21 protein-coding genes, 1 tRNA gene and 1 pseudogene are annotated in these 20,730 nt (G+C 46.7%); 22 read left to right on the forward strand and 1 reads right to left on the reverse strand.

Annotated features, from left to right (window positions below):
• Nucleotides 1-84: 84 nt before the first annotated feature.
• From CI597_RS18570 to CI597_RS10960, 17 genes and pseudogenes are all read left to right on the forward strand, one after another.
• Nucleotides 85-225 carry a hypothetical protein gene (locus CI597_RS18570; protein ID WP_235824606.1) on the forward strand — a complete coding sequence of 47 codons (141 nt, stop codon included), beginning with the start codon at nt 85-87 and terminating at the stop codon, nt 223-225.
• A gap of 32 nt (nt 226-257) precedes the next feature.
• Nucleotides 258-805 (forward strand): annotated as a pseudogene (locus CI597_RS18575) (EAL domain-containing protein).
• An 84-nt stretch (nt 806-889) separates the two neighbouring features.
• A tRNA-Pro gene (locus CI597_RS10885) sits at nt 890-963 on the forward strand.
• Nucleotides 964-1,290: 327 nt separating this feature from the next.
• A complete protein-coding gene (locus tag CI597_RS10895; RefSeq protein ID WP_024728771.1) occupies nt 1,291-2,487 on the forward strand; it encodes a dicarboxylate/amino acid:cation symporter in 1,197 nt (398 codons plus the stop codon).
• 3 nt (nt 2,488-2,490) lie between these two features.
• A complete protein-coding gene (locus tag CI597_RS10900) occupies nt 2,491-3,831 on the forward strand; it encodes an MATE family efflux transporter (protein WP_024728770.1) in 1,341 nt (446 codons plus the stop codon).
• A 358-nt stretch (nt 3,832-4,189) separates the two neighbouring features.
• Nucleotides 4,190-5,197 carry a 3-deoxy-7-phosphoheptulonate synthase gene (gene aroF, locus CI597_RS10905; RefSeq protein WP_024728769.1) on the forward strand — a complete coding sequence of 336 codons (1,008 nt, stop codon included), beginning with the start codon at nt 4,190-4,192 and terminating at the stop codon, nt 5,195-5,197.
• 65 nt (nt 5,198-5,262) lie between these two features.
• A complete protein-coding gene (gene pth / locus CI597_RS10910) occupies nt 5,263-5,835 on the forward strand; it encodes an aminoacyl-tRNA hydrolase (protein WP_024728768.1) in 573 nt (190 codons plus the stop codon).
• Nucleotides 5,836-5,861: 26 nt separating this feature from the next.
• Nucleotides 5,862-9,389, forward strand: coding sequence for a transcription-repair coupling factor (gene mfd / locus CI597_RS10915; protein ID WP_024728767.1), 3,528 nt, complete (start codon nt 5,862-5,864; stop codon nt 9,387-9,389).
• 47 nt (nt 9,390-9,436) lie between these two features.
• Nucleotides 9,437-10,549, forward strand: a complete 1,113-nt coding sequence (locus CI597_RS10920; RefSeq protein WP_024728766.1) for a peptidylprolyl isomerase — start codon at nt 9,437-9,439, stop codon at nt 10,547-10,549.
• A gap of 73 nt (nt 10,550-10,622) precedes the next feature.
• A complete protein-coding gene (locus CI597_RS10925; protein ID WP_024728765.1) occupies nt 10,623-10,811 on the forward strand; it encodes a DUF951 domain-containing protein in 189 nt (62 codons plus the stop codon).
• Nucleotides 10,812-10,911: 100 nt separating this feature from the next.
• A complete protein-coding gene (rpsF, locus tag CI597_RS10930; protein ID WP_024728764.1) occupies nt 10,912-11,199 on the forward strand; it encodes a 30S ribosomal protein S6 in 288 nt (95 codons plus the stop codon).
• Nucleotides 11,200-11,226: 27 nt separating this feature from the next.
• Nucleotides 11,227-11,679 carry a single-stranded DNA-binding protein gene (locus tag CI597_RS10935; RefSeq protein ID WP_006567634.1) on the forward strand — a complete coding sequence of 151 codons (453 nt, stop codon included), beginning with the start codon at nt 11,227-11,229 and terminating at the stop codon, nt 11,677-11,679.
• A gap of 16 nt (nt 11,680-11,695) precedes the next feature.
• Nucleotides 11,696-11,950, forward strand: a complete 255-nt coding sequence (rpsR, locus tag CI597_RS10940) for a 30S ribosomal protein S18 (RefSeq protein WP_006567633.1) — start codon at nt 11,696-11,698, stop codon at nt 11,948-11,950.
• 113 nt (nt 11,951-12,063) lie between these two features.
• A complete protein-coding gene (locus tag CI597_RS10945; RefSeq protein WP_024728763.1) occupies nt 12,064-14,130 on the forward strand; it encodes a DHH family phosphoesterase in 2,067 nt (688 codons plus the stop codon).
• 1 nt (nt 14,131) lies between these two features.
• Entirely contained in the window at nt 14,132-14,578 is a 447-nt protein-coding gene (gene rplI, locus CI597_RS10950; RefSeq protein WP_024728762.1) for a 50S ribosomal protein L9, read from the forward strand.
• Nucleotides 14,579-14,583: 5 nt separating this feature from the next.
• Nucleotides 14,584-15,924: a replicative DNA helicase gene (gene dnaB, locus CI597_RS10955; protein ID WP_024728761.1), complete on the forward strand. Its 1,341-nt coding sequence runs from the start codon at nt 14,584-14,586 to the stop codon at nt 15,922-15,924.
• A 102-nt stretch (nt 15,925-16,026) separates the two neighbouring features.
• A complete protein-coding gene (locus CI597_RS10960; RefSeq protein ID WP_024728760.1) occupies nt 16,027-16,566 on the forward strand; it encodes a MerR family transcriptional regulator in 540 nt (179 codons plus the stop codon).
• Between the two features lie 54 nt (nt 16,567-16,620).
• On the opposite strand, the gene CI597_RS10965 is transcribed toward CI597_RS10960, so the two are convergent.
• Nucleotides 16,621-16,791, reverse strand: a complete 171-nt coding sequence (locus CI597_RS10965) for a DUF362 domain-containing protein (protein WP_006567628.1) — start codon at nt 16,789-16,791, stop codon at nt 16,621-16,623.
• 208 nt (nt 16,792-16,999) lie between these two features.
• Here CI597_RS10965 and CI597_RS10970 point away from each other — a divergent pair, with 208 nt between their 5' ends.
• From CI597_RS10970 to CI597_RS10990, 5 genes are all read left to right on the forward strand, one after another.
• A complete protein-coding gene (locus CI597_RS10970) occupies nt 17,000-17,209 on the forward strand; it encodes a DUF1858 domain-containing protein (protein WP_006567627.1) in 210 nt (69 codons plus the stop codon).
• Between the two features lie 235 nt (nt 17,210-17,444).
• Nucleotides 17,445-17,909 (forward strand): PTS sugar transporter subunit IIA, encoded by a 465-nt coding sequence (locus CI597_RS10975; RefSeq protein ID WP_024728759.1) that lies wholly within the window; start codon nt 17,445-17,447, stop codon nt 17,907-17,909.
• A 57-nt stretch (nt 17,910-17,966) separates the two neighbouring features.
• Entirely contained in the window at nt 17,967-18,242 is a 276-nt protein-coding gene (locus CI597_RS10980) for a PTS sugar transporter subunit IIB (protein ID WP_006567625.1), read from the forward strand.
• Between the two features lie 52 nt (nt 18,243-18,294).
• Complete coding sequence (locus CI597_RS10985) at nt 18,295-19,668, forward strand: PTS galactitol transporter subunit IIC (RefSeq protein ID WP_024728758.1); 1,374 nt, start codon at nt 18,295-18,297, stop codon at nt 19,666-19,668.
• 30 nt (nt 19,669-19,698) lie between these two features.
• Nucleotides 19,699-20,703: a dihydroxyacetone kinase subunit DhaK gene (locus CI597_RS10990; RefSeq protein ID WP_024728757.1), complete on the forward strand. Its 1,005-nt coding sequence runs from the start codon at nt 19,699-19,701 to the stop codon at nt 20,701-20,703.
• Nucleotides 20,704-20,730: the final 27 nt, after the last annotated feature.

Here is a 20,730-nt window from a genome sequence, read left to right on the forward strand (position 1 = left end):
ACATAGTGGGAGGAACGGATGATTAAAAATGTGATATTTGATATAAGAAATGTTCTTGCAGATTTTGGGTAGGAGAGATTATTTTTGAGGCTGGGTTTTGAAGGAGAAGCATTTTATTCGCTGGCGCCGGAATATAAAGAGCAGATTGACCTGCTCTATGAGCGCATTCACAAGATGACCGAAGAATATTCTTATGCATCCGGAAGAGCCTGTCTTTATCGGTGATATGGAGGAAAATATTACCGCGGCAAAACTATATGGATACGAAGGAATCGTATTTAAAAGCAGGAAACAAACAGAGAAAAAGCTTGCAGAGCTCAGCATCTGAAAATAAAGATTGTGCTTTTTATAGTTCGTTTATTAAAAAATATCAGGATATTCTCAGAGAATATGAAATTTCTCCGGAGCTGGTCCCGCTGGAGATTACGGAAAGCGTCATGTCAGAGGCTGAGGTGCTGCTGAGAAATATTATAGATGAACTTCACAGCATCGGTTTTTCTGTGCTTATGGATGACTTTGGAACGGGCTACTTTTCCATGACGATGCTTGGCACCATGCCGATCGATGTGCTGAAGCTTGATAAAAGTTTGTGGACGATATCGGGGAGAGCAAAGGAGAGAAGATCGTAAGGAGCATTATTGATCTGTCGAGAGGTCTGGGTATCCGTCTCACGGCGGAGGAGGTCGAGACAGAGGAGCAGTACAAATTTTTGAGGAAACTGAAATGTGATGAAATCCAGGGATATTATTTTGTAAAGCCAATGTCGGGCGCTGTTTTTCAAGCTTTATTGAAGACTGACAAATAAAGTACAGAAAAATATACAATAATTTTAAAAAAAAATGAAATTTCCTCTTCCATTTTGGGGCCAGACGTAATATAATAGCAAAAGCGGGGCATGGCTCAGCTTGGTAGAGCGCGTGGTTCGGGACTACGAGGTCGCAGGTTCAAATCCTGTTGCCCCGACTGCTGAAAGCATCAGACGAAAGTCTGGTGTTTTTTCATTTCATAGGAAAGTTCTACGACCTTCCCTATGAAATAAAAACGCTCTGCGAGCTGTACACAGATGCATAAGGAAATTATTTGACTGCGTCAAATCGTATCTGGCACGCAAAGTTATCAAGCCCCTCAAAGAATGAGAGGTTGGGGAGATGAGGTGGTCTTGACCACTTTGTCCTTTTGAAAATCCTGTTGCCCCTTGTTATCTTTTTTTTCACGTCGTATAATAGTATTTTGTGGGGCAGACTGTTTTCTGCCGTTCAGAACAGAGAAAAATAGGGAGAATTATTTTATATGAAGAAGAAAAAATTAGGCCTGCTGATCCGGCTGCTGATCGGTATCACAGCGGGTATGCTGATCGGCTCTGCCGGAGATATATTCGGCGTCGGGGATACGTTTATCTTTAAAGGCGTAATCCGTCTTTTTGTTACTTTTACTACATTGTTCAGTACATTTTTAAATTTTATTATTCCGCTGCTGATTCTTTCTTTTGTGGCCGCAGGACTGGCCGACCTGGGGAAGAAGGCCAATAAGCTGTTTGGGGTGACTCTGCTGCTCGCATACGCATCTACGGTGATCGCAGGGATCAGTGCATTTTTTGCGGGAAAGGCACTTCTTCCTTACCTGATTCAGCGGATCACCGGCAGCGAGATCCAGACCAGGTCTTTTGAAGCCATCTTTGCGATTCAGGCTGACCCGGTGTTCGGAGTTATGACGGCTCTGATCCTGGCGTTCCTTTTAGGACTTGGAATCGCAAACAGTAAAAATGATACGCTGCTGCTTTGTTTAAAGGATCTTCAGGAGATCATCACCAAGACATTAAACAAGATTATCATACCGATGATCCCGTTTTACGTGGCAGGGCTGTTCAGTAAAATAGCAGCCGAAGGGAAACTGCTTCCGACCATAAAGATGTTTGTTAAACTGTATGTGATGATCCTGATCTTTCAGTGGCTTTACATTGCATTTCAGTTTTTGATATCCACACTGTTTACGAAAGAGAACAAGTTTAAGAATTTAAGAGGCATTGCGCCGGCGTATTTTACGGCACTGGGTACACAGTCTTCCGCATCGACGATCCCGGTAAACCTTGAAAGCAGTAAGGACAGCGGTGTGTCAGAAGATATTGCAGACTTTGTCATTCCATTATGTGCGACAATCCATCTCTCCGGAGACACGATCTGTCTGGTAATCGGTTCCATGGGTATTATGCTCGCCAACGGACTGACGCCGACATTGTCCATGTTTCTTCCGTTTATTTTTATGCTGGGTATTACCATGGTGGCGGCTCCGGGAGTTCCGGGAGGCGGAGTCATGGCGGCTCTCGGCCTCATCAAATCTATGCTTCATTTTACAGACCCGATGAGCCAGCTGATCATTTCTCTTCATTTTTCCCAGGACAGCTTTGGGACGGCCTGCAATATTACGGGCGATCAGGCAATCGCTTACATGGTCGACAGCATCGACAGAAAAAACGGAGAAAAGAAATAGGGAATGGAAAAAAGAAAGGAATTATTTACCAATAAAGATTTGAAAAAGCTGATCATTCCGCTGATCATCGAACAGCTTCTGACGGTAACCGTGGGTCTTGCCGACTCCATTATGATCTCCAGCGTGGGAGAGGCGGCGGTCTCAGGGGTGTCTCTGGTGGACAGCATCATGATTCTGCTCATCAACATGTTTTCGGCTCTGGCCACCGGGGGAGCCGTGGTGGCAGGCCAGTATCTGGGCCAGAAAAAGCACGTGATGGCCTGCAAGACCGCAGACCAGCTGATCTTATTTATTTCAGCCCTGGCTGCGGTGATCATGGCCGGCATTTATGCAATGAGAGGCTTTATCCTCCACGGAGTTTTCGGGGCCATTGAACCGGCAGTTATGCACAGCGCGGAAGTTTATCTTCTGATCGTGACGGCGTCGATTCCGTTTCTGGCAGTTTACAACGGATGTGCGGCCTTGTTCAGGACTATGGGGAATTCCAAGACAGCCATGCAGATGTCACTCTTTATGAATGCTGTCAATATCATAGGCAACGCTGTCCTGATCTACGGTGTGGGAATGGGCGTGGAAGGAGCGGCGATTCCTACGCTGGCATCCCGGGTAATCGCTGCGGCAGTGATCCTTGTGCTTTTGAAAAACAGGAATCAGGCAGTCCATATCAGCAGAAATTTTAATTTCAAGTTCAAAGGTTTTTTGGTCGGCAGAATATTGAAGATCGGTGTCCCCAACGGGGTGGAAAACAGCATGTTTCAGCTTGGAAAGATTCTTGTTTTAAGCCTGGTTGCCGGGTTTGGGACTGCATCGATCACGGCCAATGCAGTCAGCAACATGGTGGCTATGTTTGAGATCATCCCGGGAATGGCAGTAGGGCTTGCGGTGCTGACTGTTGTATCCAGATGTGTAGGTGCCAATGATTATGAGGCAGCCCGGTATTATACAAAGAAACTGTTAAAGATCGCCTACGCTTCCCTGATCGTGTTTAACCTGTTTATTGTTGCCATGCTTCCTGTGATCATCCGGGCATATCATCTGTCGCCGGAGACCGCGGCCATTACAAGAAAGATCTTGCTGTACCACACACTGTGCTGTGTGACGATCTGGCCTGTTTCCTTTACTCTGCCCAATACTCTCAGGGCTTCCAATGATGTAAAGTACACGATGGTCACCGCAATCATTTCTATGTGGATCTTTCGAATCTTTTTCAGCTTTGTCCTCGGGAAATGGCTTGGATGGGGAGTGTTTGGAGTATGGGTCGCAATGACACTGGACTGGGCGGTGCGGGCCGTGCTTTTCCTGATCCGGTACATAAAAGGCAAGTGGCAGTACAGGACGATTTAACTTGACAAGAACGAGACAATCGTGTAAATTAATAGGCATAAGCTATTGGTTTGATAGATAAAAGTTATTAATTCAGAACGAAAGCAGCAATATTCGGAGATTATCATGTCAGCAAAAGGTAAAATGACAAATACATATGGTTTTTCATTTTATTTCTGGGGTTATTATTTTAATCCCGGCTTTTTGCGCTACAATGAATCATCTCCTGAAATCCGGTAGAAAGATCCATCGGTAAAGATCATTTTTAGGACCTGTATTCTTGTAGTGGAATACAGGTCCTTTTTATTTCACAGAAAAGGTTATAACCTTTCCTGTTCGCAGGCAAAAATCTATTTAATTTTCAAGGAGGAAAAGTACAATGATTATTATTTTAAAGAATGACGCAGAAAAACAGCAGGTGGAAGAATTAAAGCAGGAGATGGTATCCCAGGGCTTTGCCATTCATGAATCTGCAGGGATCAACACCCAGCTTTTAGGGCTGATCGGGGACACATCCAAGGTCGATGTCGACCATGTGATGGCAAATGATATTGTGGAGACCGTGCAGCGGATTCAGGAACCATACAAGAAGGCAAACAGGAAGTTCCATCCGAATGACACGGCTGTGGATATCGCGGGAGTAAAGATAGGCGGAGGAGAGTTTCAGGTGATCGCCGGTCCGTGCTCCATTGAGACGAAAGAGCAGATGACAGAAGTGGCACAGAAGGTAAAAGAAGCAGGAGCAGGTCTTCTGCGCGGAGGGGCATTTAAGCCGAGGACATCACCTTACGCTTTCCAGGGGCTCCACGATGAGGGGCTCAGGCTTCTGCTGGAGGCTAAAAAAGCCACGGGTCTTCCCGTGGTGACAGAGATCATGGATGCCAGCCATCTTCCTCTGTTTGAGGGTGTGGACCTGATCCAGGTGGGAACCAGAAATATGCAGAACTTTGAACTGTTAAAAGAACTTGGCAAGATAGATAAACCAATTCTTTTAAAGAGAGGAATGGCCTGTACCATTGACGAGTGGCTTATGAGCGCCGAGTACATCATGGCAGGCGGGAATGAGAACGTGATCTTGTGTGAGCGGGGGATCAGGACTTACGAGACCGCGGTGAGAAATACGCTGGATCTGTCCGCCATTCCGATGATCAAGAAGAAATCCCATCTCCCGGTTATCGTAGATCCTTCTCACGCCACAGGCATCCGTTTCATGGTAGAGCCTATGGCCCTTGCCGCCATTGCGGCGGGCGCCGACGGCCTGATGGTAGAGGTACACAACAATCCGGCCAAGGCACTCTGCGACGGCCCTCAGTCACTGACACCGGAAGGATTTGACCATATGATGCAGAAGGTGATGAAAACAAGAGACTTCTTTCAAAATTTATAATCTTTTGTTATACTGGTTCCAGACTTATTTGAAAAGAAAAGGAATCAGGACAAAGGAGCAGCAAAATGAAAGTAATCGTCGGACTGGGCAATCCCGGAAGACAGTATGAACGGACCAGACACAACATCGGCTTTGAAGCCATTGATTATATTGCCGGGAAAAACCAGATAGAAATTTCTTCAAGAAAGCATAAGGCGCTCATCGGAAGCGGATACTTAGGAGGACAGAGGGTACTGCTCGTAAAGCCGCAGACCTTTATGAACTTAAGCGGGGAGAGCCTTCGGGGAATCATGGACTTTTACAAACTGGAGCCTTCAGACTTTATTGTAATATTCGATGATATTTCTCTGGACGTAGGGCAGCTCAGGATCAGGAGAAAGGGCAGTGCCGGAGGCCATAACGGGATCAAGAGCATCATCAGCCATCTGGGAAGCATGGATTTTCCGCGGGTAAAAATAGGAGTCGGAGAAAAGCCCAAGGGATATGATCTGGCAGACTACGTGCTGGGCCATTTTTTAAAGAATGAACTGGAAATTTATGATGATGTGTTTCCGGATGTGGACAATGCGGTGAAACTTATGGTGATAGATGACATATCCGGGGCTATGAACCAATATAATAAAAAAGCGAGGAAGTAACCGCAGCAGAAAGTAAGGAATGAGACGTGTTAGATCATATTTTTGAGAATGATGCAGTGTTTGAACAGATAAAAACAGGCCTTGAGAACAATCAGGGCCCTGTTTTAGTGTCAGGATGTACGGACGGGGCAAAAGCCCATCTGGTCAGTGCACTGAGAGGAAAAAAGAAGCGCGGTAACTATAAGGTGATCGTGACAGCAGATGAGAATAAGGCCAAGGAGTGGGTGGAAAACTATCGGTTCTTCGGGGAAGACGCCGTCTACTTTCCTGCCAAAGACCCGCTGTTTTACAGCGCCGACATCCATGGAAATGCCATTGCAAAAGAACGGCTCAGGGGGATCGAGAGTATCATCAAAGGACAGGGAGGTGTCTTCGTCCTTTCTGTCGACGCCCTGATGGACCGGGTTGTACCCCTTGCGGAGATCAAGAAAAACCGGGTGATGATCAGCCTGGAGACAGAGGTTTCCGAGCAGGAGATTACGAAAAAATTTACCGCTATGGGGTATGAGAGGACTCCATTTGTAGAGGCGGCCGGAGAATTTGCGGTCAGGGGCGGGATCATCGACATTTACCCGTTTACATCGGACTGCCCGTACAGGATTGAACTCTGGGGGGAGGAGGTCGATTCGATCCGCAGTTTTGATGCCCAGAGTCAGCGGTCCATTGAAGAAGTAAAGAGTCTGACGGTCTATCCTGCCACGGAGATTGTTTTAAGCGAAGAACGGATCTCACAGGGACTAAAAAAGATCGAGGCCGAGTATCAGGACTTGAAAGAGACGTTCCACAAAGCCTTTGAGACGGACAAAGAGGTCAGGCTCACGAAGGAATTTCAGAGGATCAGAGAAGAGCTCTCGGAACTTTCCATGCTCATCGGAGTAGAAGGATATCTTCCGTATTTTTATGACAGGCTGGTGTGTTTCCTTGACTATTTCCCGAAAAATACCGCGGTCTATGTGGATGAGCCGCAGCATGTGGAAGAGAGGGGACGGGGCTTTTTCCTGGAGTTTACGGAGAGCATGAAAAGCCGTCTGGAGGCCGGATATCTGCTGCCGGGACAGATGGATACGGTAGCTTGTTTTGACGAGACTCTGAACCGCCTGCTGAAACAGCCGGCCGTTTTCTTGGCTTCACTGGCATCTGAGGTGAAGGCTGCGAAGGCGGCAGACACATTTTTCATGGAGACAAAGTCTGTCCAGTCCTACAACAACAGCTTTGAGCAGCTGATCAAGGACCTGAGAAGGTACCAGAAAAAAGAATATCGGATTCTTGTTGTCTCCCCTTCGGTGACCAGAGCAAAACGCCTGGCTGAGGATATGAGAGACAGCGGACTGACTGTCACATATGATAAGAAACCGTCAGAAGATATGGTTCCCGGACAGATCGTCATCACGCCAGGCAAATTAAAGAGCGGCATCGAATACCCGGAGACGAAATGGGTGCTGATCTCTGAGAGCGATATTTTCAGCGGAAGGAAAGAAAAACGCAGGAAGAAAGCCGCTTTTAAGGGAAAAGGCGAGAAGATAAAGAACTTCGCGGATATTTCCATCGGCGACTATGTAGTTCATGAAAAGCACGGCGTCGGAATCTACCGGGGAATTGAAAAAATCACCGTAAACAACGTCGAGAAGGACTATATCAGCATCGAGTATAAAGGCGGGGACAATCTGTTTATTCTTGCCTCGGCCCTGGACCAGATCGCAAAATACGCCAGCGCCAATGCAAAGAAGCCCCGGCTTAACAAGCTGGGAGGGAATGAGTGGAAGAAGACCACGAAACGGGTCAGGGGCCAGGTGCGTGAAACCGCCAAAGAGCTGGTGGAGCTGTATGCGGTCCGGCAGGCCAAAGAAGGGTATGTCTATGATAAAGATACGGTTTGGCAGAGAGAGTTTGAGGAAATGTTTCCTTATGAGGAAACGCAGGACCAGCTCAATGCCATAGAGGACGTGAAGCGGGACATGGAAAGTACGAAAATCATGGACCGGCTCATCTGCGGGGATGTGGGATACGGAAAGACGGAAGTAGCCATCCGGGCGGCCTTCAAGGCTGTGACCAACGGAAAACAGGTGGCATATCTGGTACCTACAACGATTCTTGCCCAGCAGCACTACAATACATTCTGCGAGCGCTTTCAGAATTATCCGATGACCGTCAGGGTGATGTCCAGATTCTGTACTCCCAGGGAACAGAAAGAGACGATGGAAGGCCTGAAAAAAGGAATCGTGGATGTGGTCATCGGGACACACCGGCTCCTTTCCAAAGACGTGAAGTATAAAGACCTGGGACTTTTGATCATAGATGAAGAACAGCGTTTCGGCGTGGGACATAAAGAGAAGATCAAGACACTGAAGAAAGATGTGGACGTGCTTTCTCTCTCCGCAACACCGATTCCGAGGACGCTGCATATGAGTCTGATCGGGATCAGGGATATGAGCATTTTAGAGGAACCTCCCCACGACCGAAGAGCGATCCAGACTTATGTGATGGAATACAACGAGGAGCTCGTAAAAGAAGCAGTCCACCGGGAGATGACGAGAGGCGGTCAGGTATACTATGTATATAACCGGGTCAATAACATTGCGGAGATCACGAGTGAGCTCCAGAAACTCCTGCCCAATGCAAAAGTGGCATTTGCCCACGGACAGATGCGGGAGAGGGAACTTGAAAATATCATGATGCAGTTTATGGAAAAGGAGATCGACGTGCTCGTCTCCACGACTATCATTGAGACCGGGCTGGATATACCGAACGTGAACACGATGATCATTCATGACGCCAACCAGCTGGGACTTTCCCAGTTATATCAGCTAAGGGGACGCGTCGGGCGCTCCAACCGGAACGCATTTGCATTTTTAATGTATAAAAGGGACACTTTATTAAAAGAGACAGCGGAGAAAAGGCTCCAGGCGATCCGGGAATTTACGGACCTGGGATCGGGATACAAGATCGCCATGCGGGATCTGGAGATTCGGGGAGCGGGAAATCTGCTGGGGGAAGAACAGTCCGGCCATATGGAAGCGGTGGGATATGATCTGTACTGTAAGATGCTCAATGACGCAGTGCTGAGACTCAAAGGTGAACTTTCAGAGGATACGGATTTTGACACGACACTGGATCTGAATATTGATGCCTTTCTTCCATCCGCCTATATCAGAAACGAAGTGGAGAAGCTGGAGCTTTATAAACGGATATCTGCCATCGAGACGAAGGATGAGCTGGAAGATATGCAGGATGAGCTCCTGGACCGTTTCGGCGATCTCCCGGCAGCGGTGGTCAATCTGCTCCATATCGCTCTGTTAAAATCTATGGCTCACCACGCTTATATGACGGATGTGAAACAGAAGGGCGAGAAAGTATTCTTTGAGATGAATCCGGAGGCAAATGTGCAGGTGGAGAAGATCCCGGATGTGCTGAACGAATTTCCGAAGGAACTCTCTGTCAGTGCCGGGGAGCATCCTGTATTTGTACTGGATCTTTCATCCGCGAAGAAAAGCGCATGGCTTTCAAAGATTGAACATTGTGTGAACTCATTGGATGCGTTGATTATCAGATCGTAATGTAGTATAATCCAAAATGGAAATAAATTAAACGGAGGAAACGAAGAATGAAACGTGTAGCGAAGAAGATCGTATGTCTTGCGGCGGTTATGGCTTTGTGCGCGGCCTTATTGGCGGGCTGCAAGAAGCAGGATGACAAGACGCTGTTTGAATATGCAGGAAATAAGGTGACCTATAAGGAAGCCCATGTATATGCCAGGATCATGCAGTACAGCGCAGAGCAGCAGTACGCATCCTATTTAGGCGATAAACTGTGGTCTACCCAGGTCGGTACCGATAAAAAGGGCAAAAAGATCACAATGCAGGATTCAATTAAAGACAATGTCATCAACCAGATCAAGACTGTAAAAGTATTGGCCGACCACGCAGATGACTACAAGGTAAAGCTTACTTCGGATGAGAAGAAACAGCTGGACGAATCCGTAAAATCTTTTACAAAAAATGAACTTGGAAAACGTGTCATGAAGGTGACCGGGGCAGACAAAGATTACATCAAGGAAATTCAGCAGGAAAATCTGATCGCCCAGAAGGTTATGAATGCGATCATTGAAAAGGCAGATGTGAAAGTGACAGACGACGAAGCGAAGACCGTAAAAGTATACAAGCTCGTTTTCACGACGAAGAAAACAGACAGCAAGACCGGCAAAGAAGTAAATATGACTGCAAAAGAAAAGGCAGCTCAGTTAAAGAAAGCCAAAGAAGCATTAAAGGCGATCAAGAAAGGCCAGAGCGTCAAGGCAGTAGCCAAAAAGTATAAAGTCGACACAGACAACGAAGAAAGCTACACAAAGGGAAAAGCAGCTCTCGGAACCAAGTTTGAAGATGCGGCTTCCAAATTAAAGAAGAATCAGGTCAGCGGCGTAGTCGAGACAGACGATGCGTATGTCATTATCAAGATGCTGAACCCGAATGTAAAGAGTGAGCTTGCCACATCCAAGAGTACGCTTCTGCAGGAAAAACAGCAGGAAGCATACCAGAAGGTATATAAAAAGTGGACGAAGGATGCAGACAAGGAGTGGGACGATGACAAGAGCATCGATCAGGAACTGTGGAAAAAGATCACATTTAAGTATAAGGCAACGACTACAGCTACCGAAAAAACGACCACAGAAGCCACAACCACAGCAAAGCAGAAAGCAACGACAGAGAAGAAAAAGTAATACAGCTCTTTGTGAAAGGCAGCCCATGATCCGGCTGCCTTTTTCGTAAAGATCAGAGAAAAGGAGGCAGTGTATGGAATTTCAGATCGGCGATGTGATCAAAATGAAGAAACCTCATCCGTGCGGGAGCAATGAGTGGGAGATATTGAGGGTCGGCATGGATTTCCGGCTGAAATGTACGGGCTGCGGCCGGCAGGTAATGGTGTCAAGGAAGCTCGTGGAGAAGAATTTCAGGGGATTTGTGAAAAAAGCTTGCGGTTAAAAGGAATTTATGGTAACATATCAACTTGTGATATATAAATTTATCCTTGCTCTTGGCAGAAGATCAAGAGCCGAAAAGACCAGAAGGAGGTGCAGATAACATGAGTAAATATGAACTCGCATTAGTCGTGAATGCTAAGATCGAAGACGAAGCAAGAGCGGAAGTAGTGGAAAAAGCAAAAGCTATGATTACAGAAGCAGGAGCTGAGATCACGAATGTCGATGAATGGGGAAAGAAGCGTTTAGCTTACGAGATCCAGAAGATGAGAGAAGGATACTACTACTTCATCCAGTTCGACGCAGAGACAGAAGTTCCGGCTGTTTTAGAAGAAAAACTTCGAATTACAGAAAATGTATTACGTTATTTAGTCGTAAAACAGGATGCCTAACACTTTGATAGGCAGGAGGAATCCAATATGAATAAAGTGATTTTGATGGGCCGTCTTACCAGAGACCCGGACGTGAGATACTCACAGGGTGAGAGAGCGACGGCAGTTGCAAGATATACTTTAGCTGTAAACAGGAGATTCAAGAGGGATGGCGAACCGGATGCAGACTTTATCAACTGTGTCGCATTTGGACGTGCCGGCGAATTTGCCGAGAAGTATTTTCGCCAGGGAATCAAGATTGTCATCTCAGGAAGAATCCAGACAGGCAGTTACACCAACAAGGACGGAATCAAGGTCTATACCACCGATGTTATTGTAGAAGAACAGGATTTCTGCGAGAGCAAAGCGGCAACTGACCAGTACAACGGAGGAGGAATGCAGACAGCAAATCCTTCGAAGCCGCCGCAGCCGAGCCAGGCCGCAGGAGACGGTTTTATGAACATTCCGGACGGATTGGAAGAGGAACTGCCATTTAGTTAAATTAGGAGGTTTAATCATGGCTTATAATAGAGGTGATTCTCCAAACAGGAGAAGAGGCGGACGCAGAAGAAGAAAAGTATGTGCATTCTGTACAGAAGCCGATGCCGTTATCGATTACAAAGATGTAGCGACATTAAAGAAATATGTTTCTGAGAGAGGCAAGATCCTGCCGAGACGTATCACAGGAACATGTGCAAAGCATCAGAGAGCTGTCACAAGCGCGATCAAAAGAGCAAGACATCTCGCTTTAATGCCTTACACACAGGACTAATAAAAGACAAGCCGCCGTATCCCTATGGATATGGCGGTTTTTTTGACCTTGCCTGCCAGTCATGCTATAATGAAAAATACAATATTTGAATCCGAGGTTTAAGGAGCCGTATCATGAAAAATAAAAATACAAGTATAAGCGTCAGCAAAGATATCGTCTGGCCCGTTCTGGCCGGACTGTTGTTTTTGATGGCAGACATCCTGGTGTTTTCCATTGACGTGAAGTCCGGGATCATCCTGGCCTGTTTTGTACTGATCTTCTTTTTGTTTTCCGTGCTTTATTATCCGTATTATAAGAAGAAGATGACACAGGAAACGATGGACTTTTTATTCGAGCAGAGCCGGGTCCAGAACCATTTGATCAAAGAGCTGCCCCTGCCCTATGTACTGATTGGCGGGGACGGGGATATCATGTGGTATAATCAGGCATTTGAAAAGATTTTGAACGGGAAGAACATTTCCAAGCTTCAGCAGATGTTCCCCGAATTGGACAAGAATCTGCTTCCGTCGGAGATGAATCATGCAGTCTCCCACGTGAAAAAAGAGATCAGGGAGAAAGAACAGGAAATGACCTGCTTTTACAAGATCGAGTTTGTGAGGATCCAGATGGACAGTCTTATCGATGAGGAGACAGAGAGCAAGTCCAAACAGTGGCTCAGAGACCAGTCGATGATTGCCGCCTATATCTTTGACCAGACCATGCTCAAGATGTATATGGAGCAGAACGAAAATCAGCGGATGGTGGTCGGACTGATCTATATTGATAATTATGATGAACTTCTGGACAACGTGGATGAAGTAAAACAGTCCATGCTTCTGGCGCTGACAGACCAGAAGATCAATAAATTTATCCAGAATATTTCAGGCATTGTCAAAAAGACGGAGAAGGATAAGTATTTGATCATCTTTCAGCAGAAGTATCTGGAGAAAGTCAAAGCCGAGAAGTTTCATATTCTGGAGGAAGTCAAGAGTATCAATCTCGGAAGCAGCGGCAATATGACGCTGAGCATCAGCCTTGGAATCAACGGTCAGAGCTACCAGGAAAACTACGAGGCTGCATGCACGGCCATGGACCTGGCTCTTGGACGGGGCGGCGACCAGGCGGTGATCAAGGACGGCGAGGATATTTCCTACTACGGGGAGAATGCCGCCGTAGTTGAGAAAAATACGAGAGTCAAAGCCAGAGTCAAGGCCCACGCATTGAGAGAACTTCTGGAGTCCAAAGAAAATGTAGTTATTATGAGCCATAAAATACCGGACCCGGATGCCATGGGGGCTGCGGTGGGATTATACCGCCTGGGGCTTTCTCTGGGCAGAAAGGCCCACATCGTCATGAATGAGGTGACGATTTCGGTGCGCCCGATCATGGAAGAACTGCTGTCGTGTGAGGAATACGACGAGGACATGTTTATCTCCAGCGATACGGCCAGGGAAATCACGGATGACAACACCCTGCTGATCGTTGTGGACGTAAATCATGCAAGCTATACCGAGTGTGAAGATCTGCTGGAACAGACCAATACGATCGTCATACTGGACCACCACAGGAAAGGAAAAGAGACGATTAAGTATCCGGTCCTCTCTTATATCGAGCCTTATGCCTCTTCTACGTGCGAGCTGGTGGCGGAGGTTCTTCAGTATATCACTACGAAGCCTAAGCTTCTCCCGGTGGAAGTCAATGCCATGTACTTCGGCATGCTGATTGATACGGATAATTTTGTCAACAAGACAGGGGTTCGGACGTTCGAAGCGGCGGCGTTTCTGAAACGGAGCGGAGCAGACTTAAATAAAGTACGGAAAATGTCCAGGACCAGTATGGACTCATACAGAATCCGGGCAAAAGCGGTCAGCGATGCTGAGATCATGTATGATTCCTTTGCCATTGCTACTCTGGTGGGGATCGGCATCGACAGTCCGACGGTGGTCGGGGCCCAGGTGGCCAATGAACTTTTAGATATTGACGGAATCAAGGCATCCTTTGTATTGACCGGCGTGGAAGAGCGCGTCTATGTCAGCGCCAGATCAATTGACGAGGTGAATGTACAGAAGATTATGGAGCAGTTCGGAGGAGGAGGCCATCTGACCGTGGCCGGTGCCCAGATGGTCGATGTTTCCCTGTATGACGCAAAACAGATCATCAAGGGGACTCTGCAGTTTATGAAAGAGGAAGGAGACATATAAAATGAAAGTTATTTTATTGCAGGATGTAAAAAATGTAGGAAAGAAAGACGATATCGTTGAAGTGAATGACGGATACGCAAGAAATGTGCTCCTGCGCAAGGGACTCGGCGTGGAAGCCAGCAAGAAAGCGGTCAACGATCTGAAGCTTAAGAAGGCCAATGAAGACAGAGTGGCAAAAGAGAAATTAGAGGAGGCAAAGAAATTTGCCGAGGAACTCAAAGAAAAGGAAGTTATCTTAAAGATGAAAGTGGGAGAGGGCGGAAGAACCTTCGGAGCCGTATCTACAAAAGAGATCGCAGAGGCTGCCAAAAAGCAGCTGGGCTATGAACTGGATAAAAAGAAGATGCACACAGAGCCGATCAAAACGCTCGGGGTACACAATATTGAAGTGAAAGTGCACCCGAAAGTGACTGCCACATTAAAGGTAAAAGTACAAGAGGATAAATAAAGACAATGGATGAGGCATTTATCAAGAAAATACAACCCAACAGCATGGAGGCAGAGCAGTCTGTCATAGGTGCCATGATCATGGACAGGGACGCGATTGCCGATGTTTCCGATATTGTCACCAAAGAGGATTTTTATCAGAAGCAGAACGGGATTCTGTTTGAATCGATGACAGAGCTGTATAAGGAGGGGAAACCCGTAGATCTGGTCACCCTCCAGAATAAGCTGAAAGAAAAAGATGTGCCGGAATCCATGAAAAGCCTGGAGTTTATAAGGGATCTTCTGGAGGTGGTGCCTACCTCTGCCAACGCCAAGCAGTATGCCCGGATCGTGAAAGAAAAGTCCACCCTGCGAAAGCTGATCAGGGTTACGGAGGAGATCACGAAGGACTGTTATCTTGGAAAGGAAGAGGTTCCACAGATCCTGGAAAAGACGGAAAAGGACGTGTTTGGTCTCCTGCAGGAGGCCAGCGGCCGTGAGGATTTTGTCTCTATCGATCAGGTTGTATTAAACACGCTGGAGAGCATAGAGGAAGCGGCGGCCTCCGATGGAAGGATCACCGGGGTTGCCACAGGGTTTGATGATCTTGACTTTAAGCTTACCGGCCTTCACCCGTCGGAGCTCATTATGGTGGCTGCAAGGCCTGCCATGGGTAAGACTGCATTTGTCTTAAACATCGCCCAGCATGCTGCGGTAAGAAAACAGGTTCCCACAGCTATATTCAGCCTGGAAATGTCCAAGGAACAGCTGGTGACTCGTATGATCTCCATGGAGGCCATGGTGGACTCTCAGGCGATCCGTACCGGAGAGCTTCAGGAGAGCGAGTGGGAGAAGATCATGGAGAGTGCCGGGACCATCGGGCGTTCCCCTCTGATCATCGATGATACTCCGGGAATCACTGTGGCGGAATTAAGGTCCAAATGCCGCCGTTATAAGCAGACCTACGGGCTGGGCCTGATCATCATCGACTATTTGCAGCTGATGTCCGGAGGGAAAAAGTCAGAGTCAAGGCAGCAGGAGATCTCCGAGATCTCTCGTTCCTTAAAGGCGCTGGCCAGAGAGATGGATGCGCCGGTCATCGCCCTGTCACAGCTGAGCCGTATGGTGGAGCAGAGGAAACCGCCCAAGCCGGTCCTTTCCGACTTGAGGGAATCCGGTTCCATCGAGCAGGATGCCGACGTCGTTATGTTCATCTACAGGGATGACTATTACAACGAAGACTCTGAAAAAAAGGGTCTTGCAGAGATCATTGTGGCAAAACAGAGAAATGGTTCCACAGGAAGCGTGGAACTTGTCTGGTTAGGACAGTATACGAAGTTTGGAAATAAAGAGAGAGTCAGGATGTAGCCTGCAGATTATGATAGAAACCGTCGTCTTTTAGAGGGCGGTTTTTCTTGTCCCGCAAAGAGCCCCCACCTTATAATAAATTAAGAAGAAAGGAAGGGACTTATGAAGGAAAAAAGACGAATGATTTCTGAAGCAGCCAAAGAATTAGGGTTAGAAACCTATACTTTAAGGGCCTGGGAGGAAGAGCTGAAGCTTAATATTCCGCGGAATGACAAAGGCTACCGTTACTATGGGGAAAAAGAACTACATACATTTATCAAGATCCGTGATATGAGGGATGAGGGTATGAGCATGGATGAAATCAAGGAGGCTCTGCCAAAGAATGTCATTCCTTTTCCCGCAGGCGGGAGCAGTGTGGGTCCGCAGGATAAAATGGAACAGTTCCAAAATGTTATGGTTAAGATTATGGGACGGGCCTTAAACGAACAGAAAAATCAGCTGAGCCGGGAAATCGGAGATCAGGTTACCAGGCAGGTGGCAAAGGAAATGGATTATCAGTTCCGTCAGAAGGAGGAGTCGGAAGAGAAGAGATTCCAGAAGCTGGACGAGCTGATCCGCCTGCAGCAGCAGAGCAGGGAAGAAATTGCAGCTACAAAAGAGAGAGGCTTCTTTTTTAGGAAGAAAAAAAGAAACCGCGAATAATCATCATCGCAAACAAAAAAGAGATGCCGGGCGGCATCTCTTTTTATGTATCGATTATTCCTGGCTGATAGCGCCGGTTGGACATCCGTCTGCGCAAGCTCCGCAGTCTAAGCATGTATCTGCATCGATTACGTACTGTCCGTCCCCTTCGCTGATAGCTCCTGCCGGGCAAGTACCTTCGCAAGCGCCGCAAGAGATACAAGCGTCTGAAATTACATATGCCATATCTATATTCCTCCTTTAAAAAGTTGTGTATGAAATGGCGGGTGACCCGCCTTTCAGGTACTTTTCATTTTAATATACTTAATATACAATATCAAGGGAATTCCGGTGAATTATTGTATTTTTAATTATAATGTATTATACTAAATAGGATTCTTCTTCAGGGATTTATGGAGAAGAACGGCGACTGTTAAGAATGGAGGTATTATAAATGAATACAATCACAAAGGACATGGTGATCGGTGACCTGCTTGCCATCGATGAAAACTTCGCGGCTATTTTAATGGCATCCGGCATGCACTGCGTGGGCTGCCCGTCTTCTCAGGGAGAGACACTGGAAGAAGCTGCTTTTGTTCACGGAATGAATGTAAATGAACTTCTCGGCAGACTGAATGAATATATGGAGACAAAACAGGCCTGACGCCCTGTCACCGTAAGATTTAGAGGACAACCTTCAGATGAGATTCTGGAGATTGTCTTCTTTTTTTTGCCCTGATTTATATTTTGCGGTGCGTTGTGCAATCGGATTGCGCATGCTTGTGATGAGCAATTCAATGAGCAACTTTGGGACCCAATTCAGATTGTTTTAGTGGGTATTACAGGGTTACAATTTAAGAGTACTAAGAATGAAATAAAAAGAAAAGGAGTGATAATGTTTGAAACGCGACATGATTTACAAAGACCTGATCCAGCTGGATATGGAAGCGGCAGACACCGATGACTTTTTTGACAAGATGGCCGCAAAACTTGAAGAACTTGGTTTTGTAAAGAGCTCATTCGTGGATGCGATCAAGACAAGAGAGAAAAACTTCCCGACGGCATTGGCGGTAGAGCCGTATCCGGTGGCGATCCCTCATGCAGATCCGGAACATATCTTAAAGCCTTTCATCGCGCCGGTCAGATTAAAAGAACCGGTCAAGTGGTGTGAAATGGCAGCAAACGATGTGGAACATGATGTGAAGTTTATCTTTATGCTTGGCTTTAAGCGTTCCGACGAGCACGTGGAACTGCTTCAGATCCTTGTGGCAAACTTCCAGGATGAGTCCCTGATGGAACGCCTGATGGATGCAAAAACCAAAGAAGAGTATATGGAAGCGATTCTTTCCATGGAAGGACTCTGATCACAGAGTGAAAGTAAATGAAAACAAGGGCTTATCTCAAGAAAGGAAATAAAAATTATGAAAAAGATCATTGTAGCATGCGGAAGCGGAGTAGCAACATCTCAGACAGTAGCAAGCAAGGTGAACCGTTTATTAAAAGAAAATAAGGTAGACGCTCAGGTGGAAGCGGTAGATTTAAAATCCGTAGACCGCTATATGGATTCAAGCGTGGCATATATCGCGATCACAAAAATCGACAAGGAGTATCCGATTCCGGTCATCAACGGAATCGCATTCTTAACCGGTGTAGGTCAGGATGCAGAATTGAAAAAACTGATCGAAGCATGTAAATAAGAGGAGAAAAACTACAAAAGACACATCGTAAGAGGATGAAAGGAGAGATTGTATGCAAGTATTGAGTTCAGTTGTCAACTATCTGTTAAGTTTGGGGGCGGCGATTTTCGTTCCTATCATTATCATTATCGCCGGACTGATCGTAAGGATGAAGGTGAAAGATGCGGTTTCCGCCGGTATTACACTCGGGGTGGCGTTTACAGGAATGACAATGCTCATTTCCTTCATGACGGATACCATCAGCCCAGCGGCTCAGGCCATGTTAAAATCAACCGGTATTTCACTGCCTATCGTGGATGGAGGCTGGACCACCATGTCAACCATATCCTGGTCCTGGCCATACGCATTTTTAATGTTCCCACTGCTGATCATCATCAATGTCATCATGCTGGTCATTAACAAAACAAATACATTCAACGCCGATCTTTGGAACGTATGGGGTAAGATTTTTACTGCCGTTGCCGTTGTAGCCATCACAAAACCTCATTTTGGAGGGGCAGGATCCATTGCCTGCGCATTTGTGGTAGCAGCTATCCAGATCATTTTTGAGCTGAAAGCGGCAGATATGCATCAGCACAGAATCGAAAAGCTTTCCGGAATTCCGGGTGTAACCTGTACCCATAAGATGACCTTCCTGGCAGCTGTCATGTATCCGATCGACTGTATTTTAAAGAAAGTACCTGCATTAAACAAACAGTTTGACGCAGCGGCATTAAAAGATAAAGTTGGTATTTTTGCAGAGAACCATATCCTTGGATTCATTCTTGGTATTATTTTCGGAGTTCTCGCCAGATACAGTGTAGCAGATACTCTGACCCTGGCGATTAAGGCAGCGACAGCGCTGACTCTGTTCCCGGTCATCACAAAATACTTTATGCAGGCATTGGCTCCGATCTCTGAGGCAGTCAGTGACTTCATGAATAAGAAATTCTCAGGAAGAACTCTCGTAGTAGGGCTTGACTGGCCGTTCCTCGGAGGATCCAATGAGATCTGGCTGGCAGTGATCTACTCTGTGCCAATCACATTATTATTCTCTATGTTCCTGCCGGGAAATGAAATCCTTCCGTTTGCAGGTATCATCAACCTTGCACTTGCCGTACCAGCATTCCTTGTTACTGGAGGAAACCTGATCCGTATGATCATTCTCTGCACCGTCTTCGCGCCGGTATTCTTATGGGTTGGTACTGCGTTCGCGCCGTTTATGACCGACCTTGCAAGGACAACAGGAGCAGTATCCCTGAAAGCGGGAGAGATGATCTCCAACAGTTCCATTGATGGACCGATCCAGACTTACGCTTTCTCCCATGTATTTAAGGTACTGGACGGAAACTTTATTCCGCTGGCCATCCTGATCGTCTGGGTGATCTGTTTTGTACTCTACTACAGAAGCCTTAGCAAAGAAGCACAGCAGGAAACAAACAACTAAACGTTTTAGACATAGAAAAGGGGAAGAATTATGCAGAGGTTTGTCAATGATCCGGATTACGTCGTAGAAGATATGCTCAAAGGCTTTTTAAAAGCCCACGGAGATCTTGTCGTGAAGTCTGAGGCCAATGACCGTGTGGTAAAATACATAAATACACCGGTGGAAGGAAAAGTCGGACTGGTAACAGGCGGCGGCAGCGGACATGAACCTGCTTTTCTTGGCTATGTCGGAAAGAATATGGTGGATGCTGTGGCAGTCGGCGAAGTTTTCTCTTCGCCGTCCGCCCAGGCATTCTATGACGCATTTATGGAGGCGGACGCTGGAGAAGGCGTGGCCTGTCTGTTTGGAAACTATGCCGGAGACAACATGAATGTAAAAATGGCTGTACGAAAAGCGAAAAAAGCCGGTGTCACTGTAAAGTATGTAACCGCAAACGATGATGTGGCTTCATCTCCGAAGGAAACGAAGGAAAAACGCCATGGTATCGCAGGCGGCGTTTTTATGTGGAAGATCGGGGGAGCCAGGGCAGCAAAAGGCGGAGATCTGGATGAGGTCATTGCATCTGCCCAAAAAGCAGTGGACAATACAAGAAGTATCTGTGTAGGATTAAGTCCATGTGCCATACCTGCAGTTGGACATCCCAATTTCCATATCGAAGAAGGAACTATGGAGGTGGGGATCGGACACCACGGGGAACCGGGCATTAATGTGCAGGACCTGGAGCCTGCCGCAAAGATTGCAGAGAACATGGCTGAAACAGTAGCAAACGACCTGGAACTCAGAGAAGGGGAAGAGGCGGCGGTGCTGCTTTCCGGTCTCGGGGCGACACCGGTCATGGAACTGTATGTACTGTACGATGAAATTGAAAGATACCTGAGAGAAAAGGGAATTTCCGTTTATAAGACTTTTATTGGGGACTATGTGACTTCCCTTGATATGAACGGAGCCGCGCTGACGGTCATGCGCCTGGATGATGAATTAAAGGAACTGCTGGATTACGAGGCAAAATCACCGGGCATTGAGGTTACCAGATAGCACCGGAACGATGAAAGAGGGATTCTA

The organism is Anaerostipes hominis (ex Lee et al. 2021), assembly GCF_002270485.1.
In the GTDB taxonomy this organism is placed as follows: domain Bacteria; phylum Bacillota; class Clostridia; order Lachnospirales; family Lachnospiraceae; genus Anaerostipes; species Anaerostipes hominis.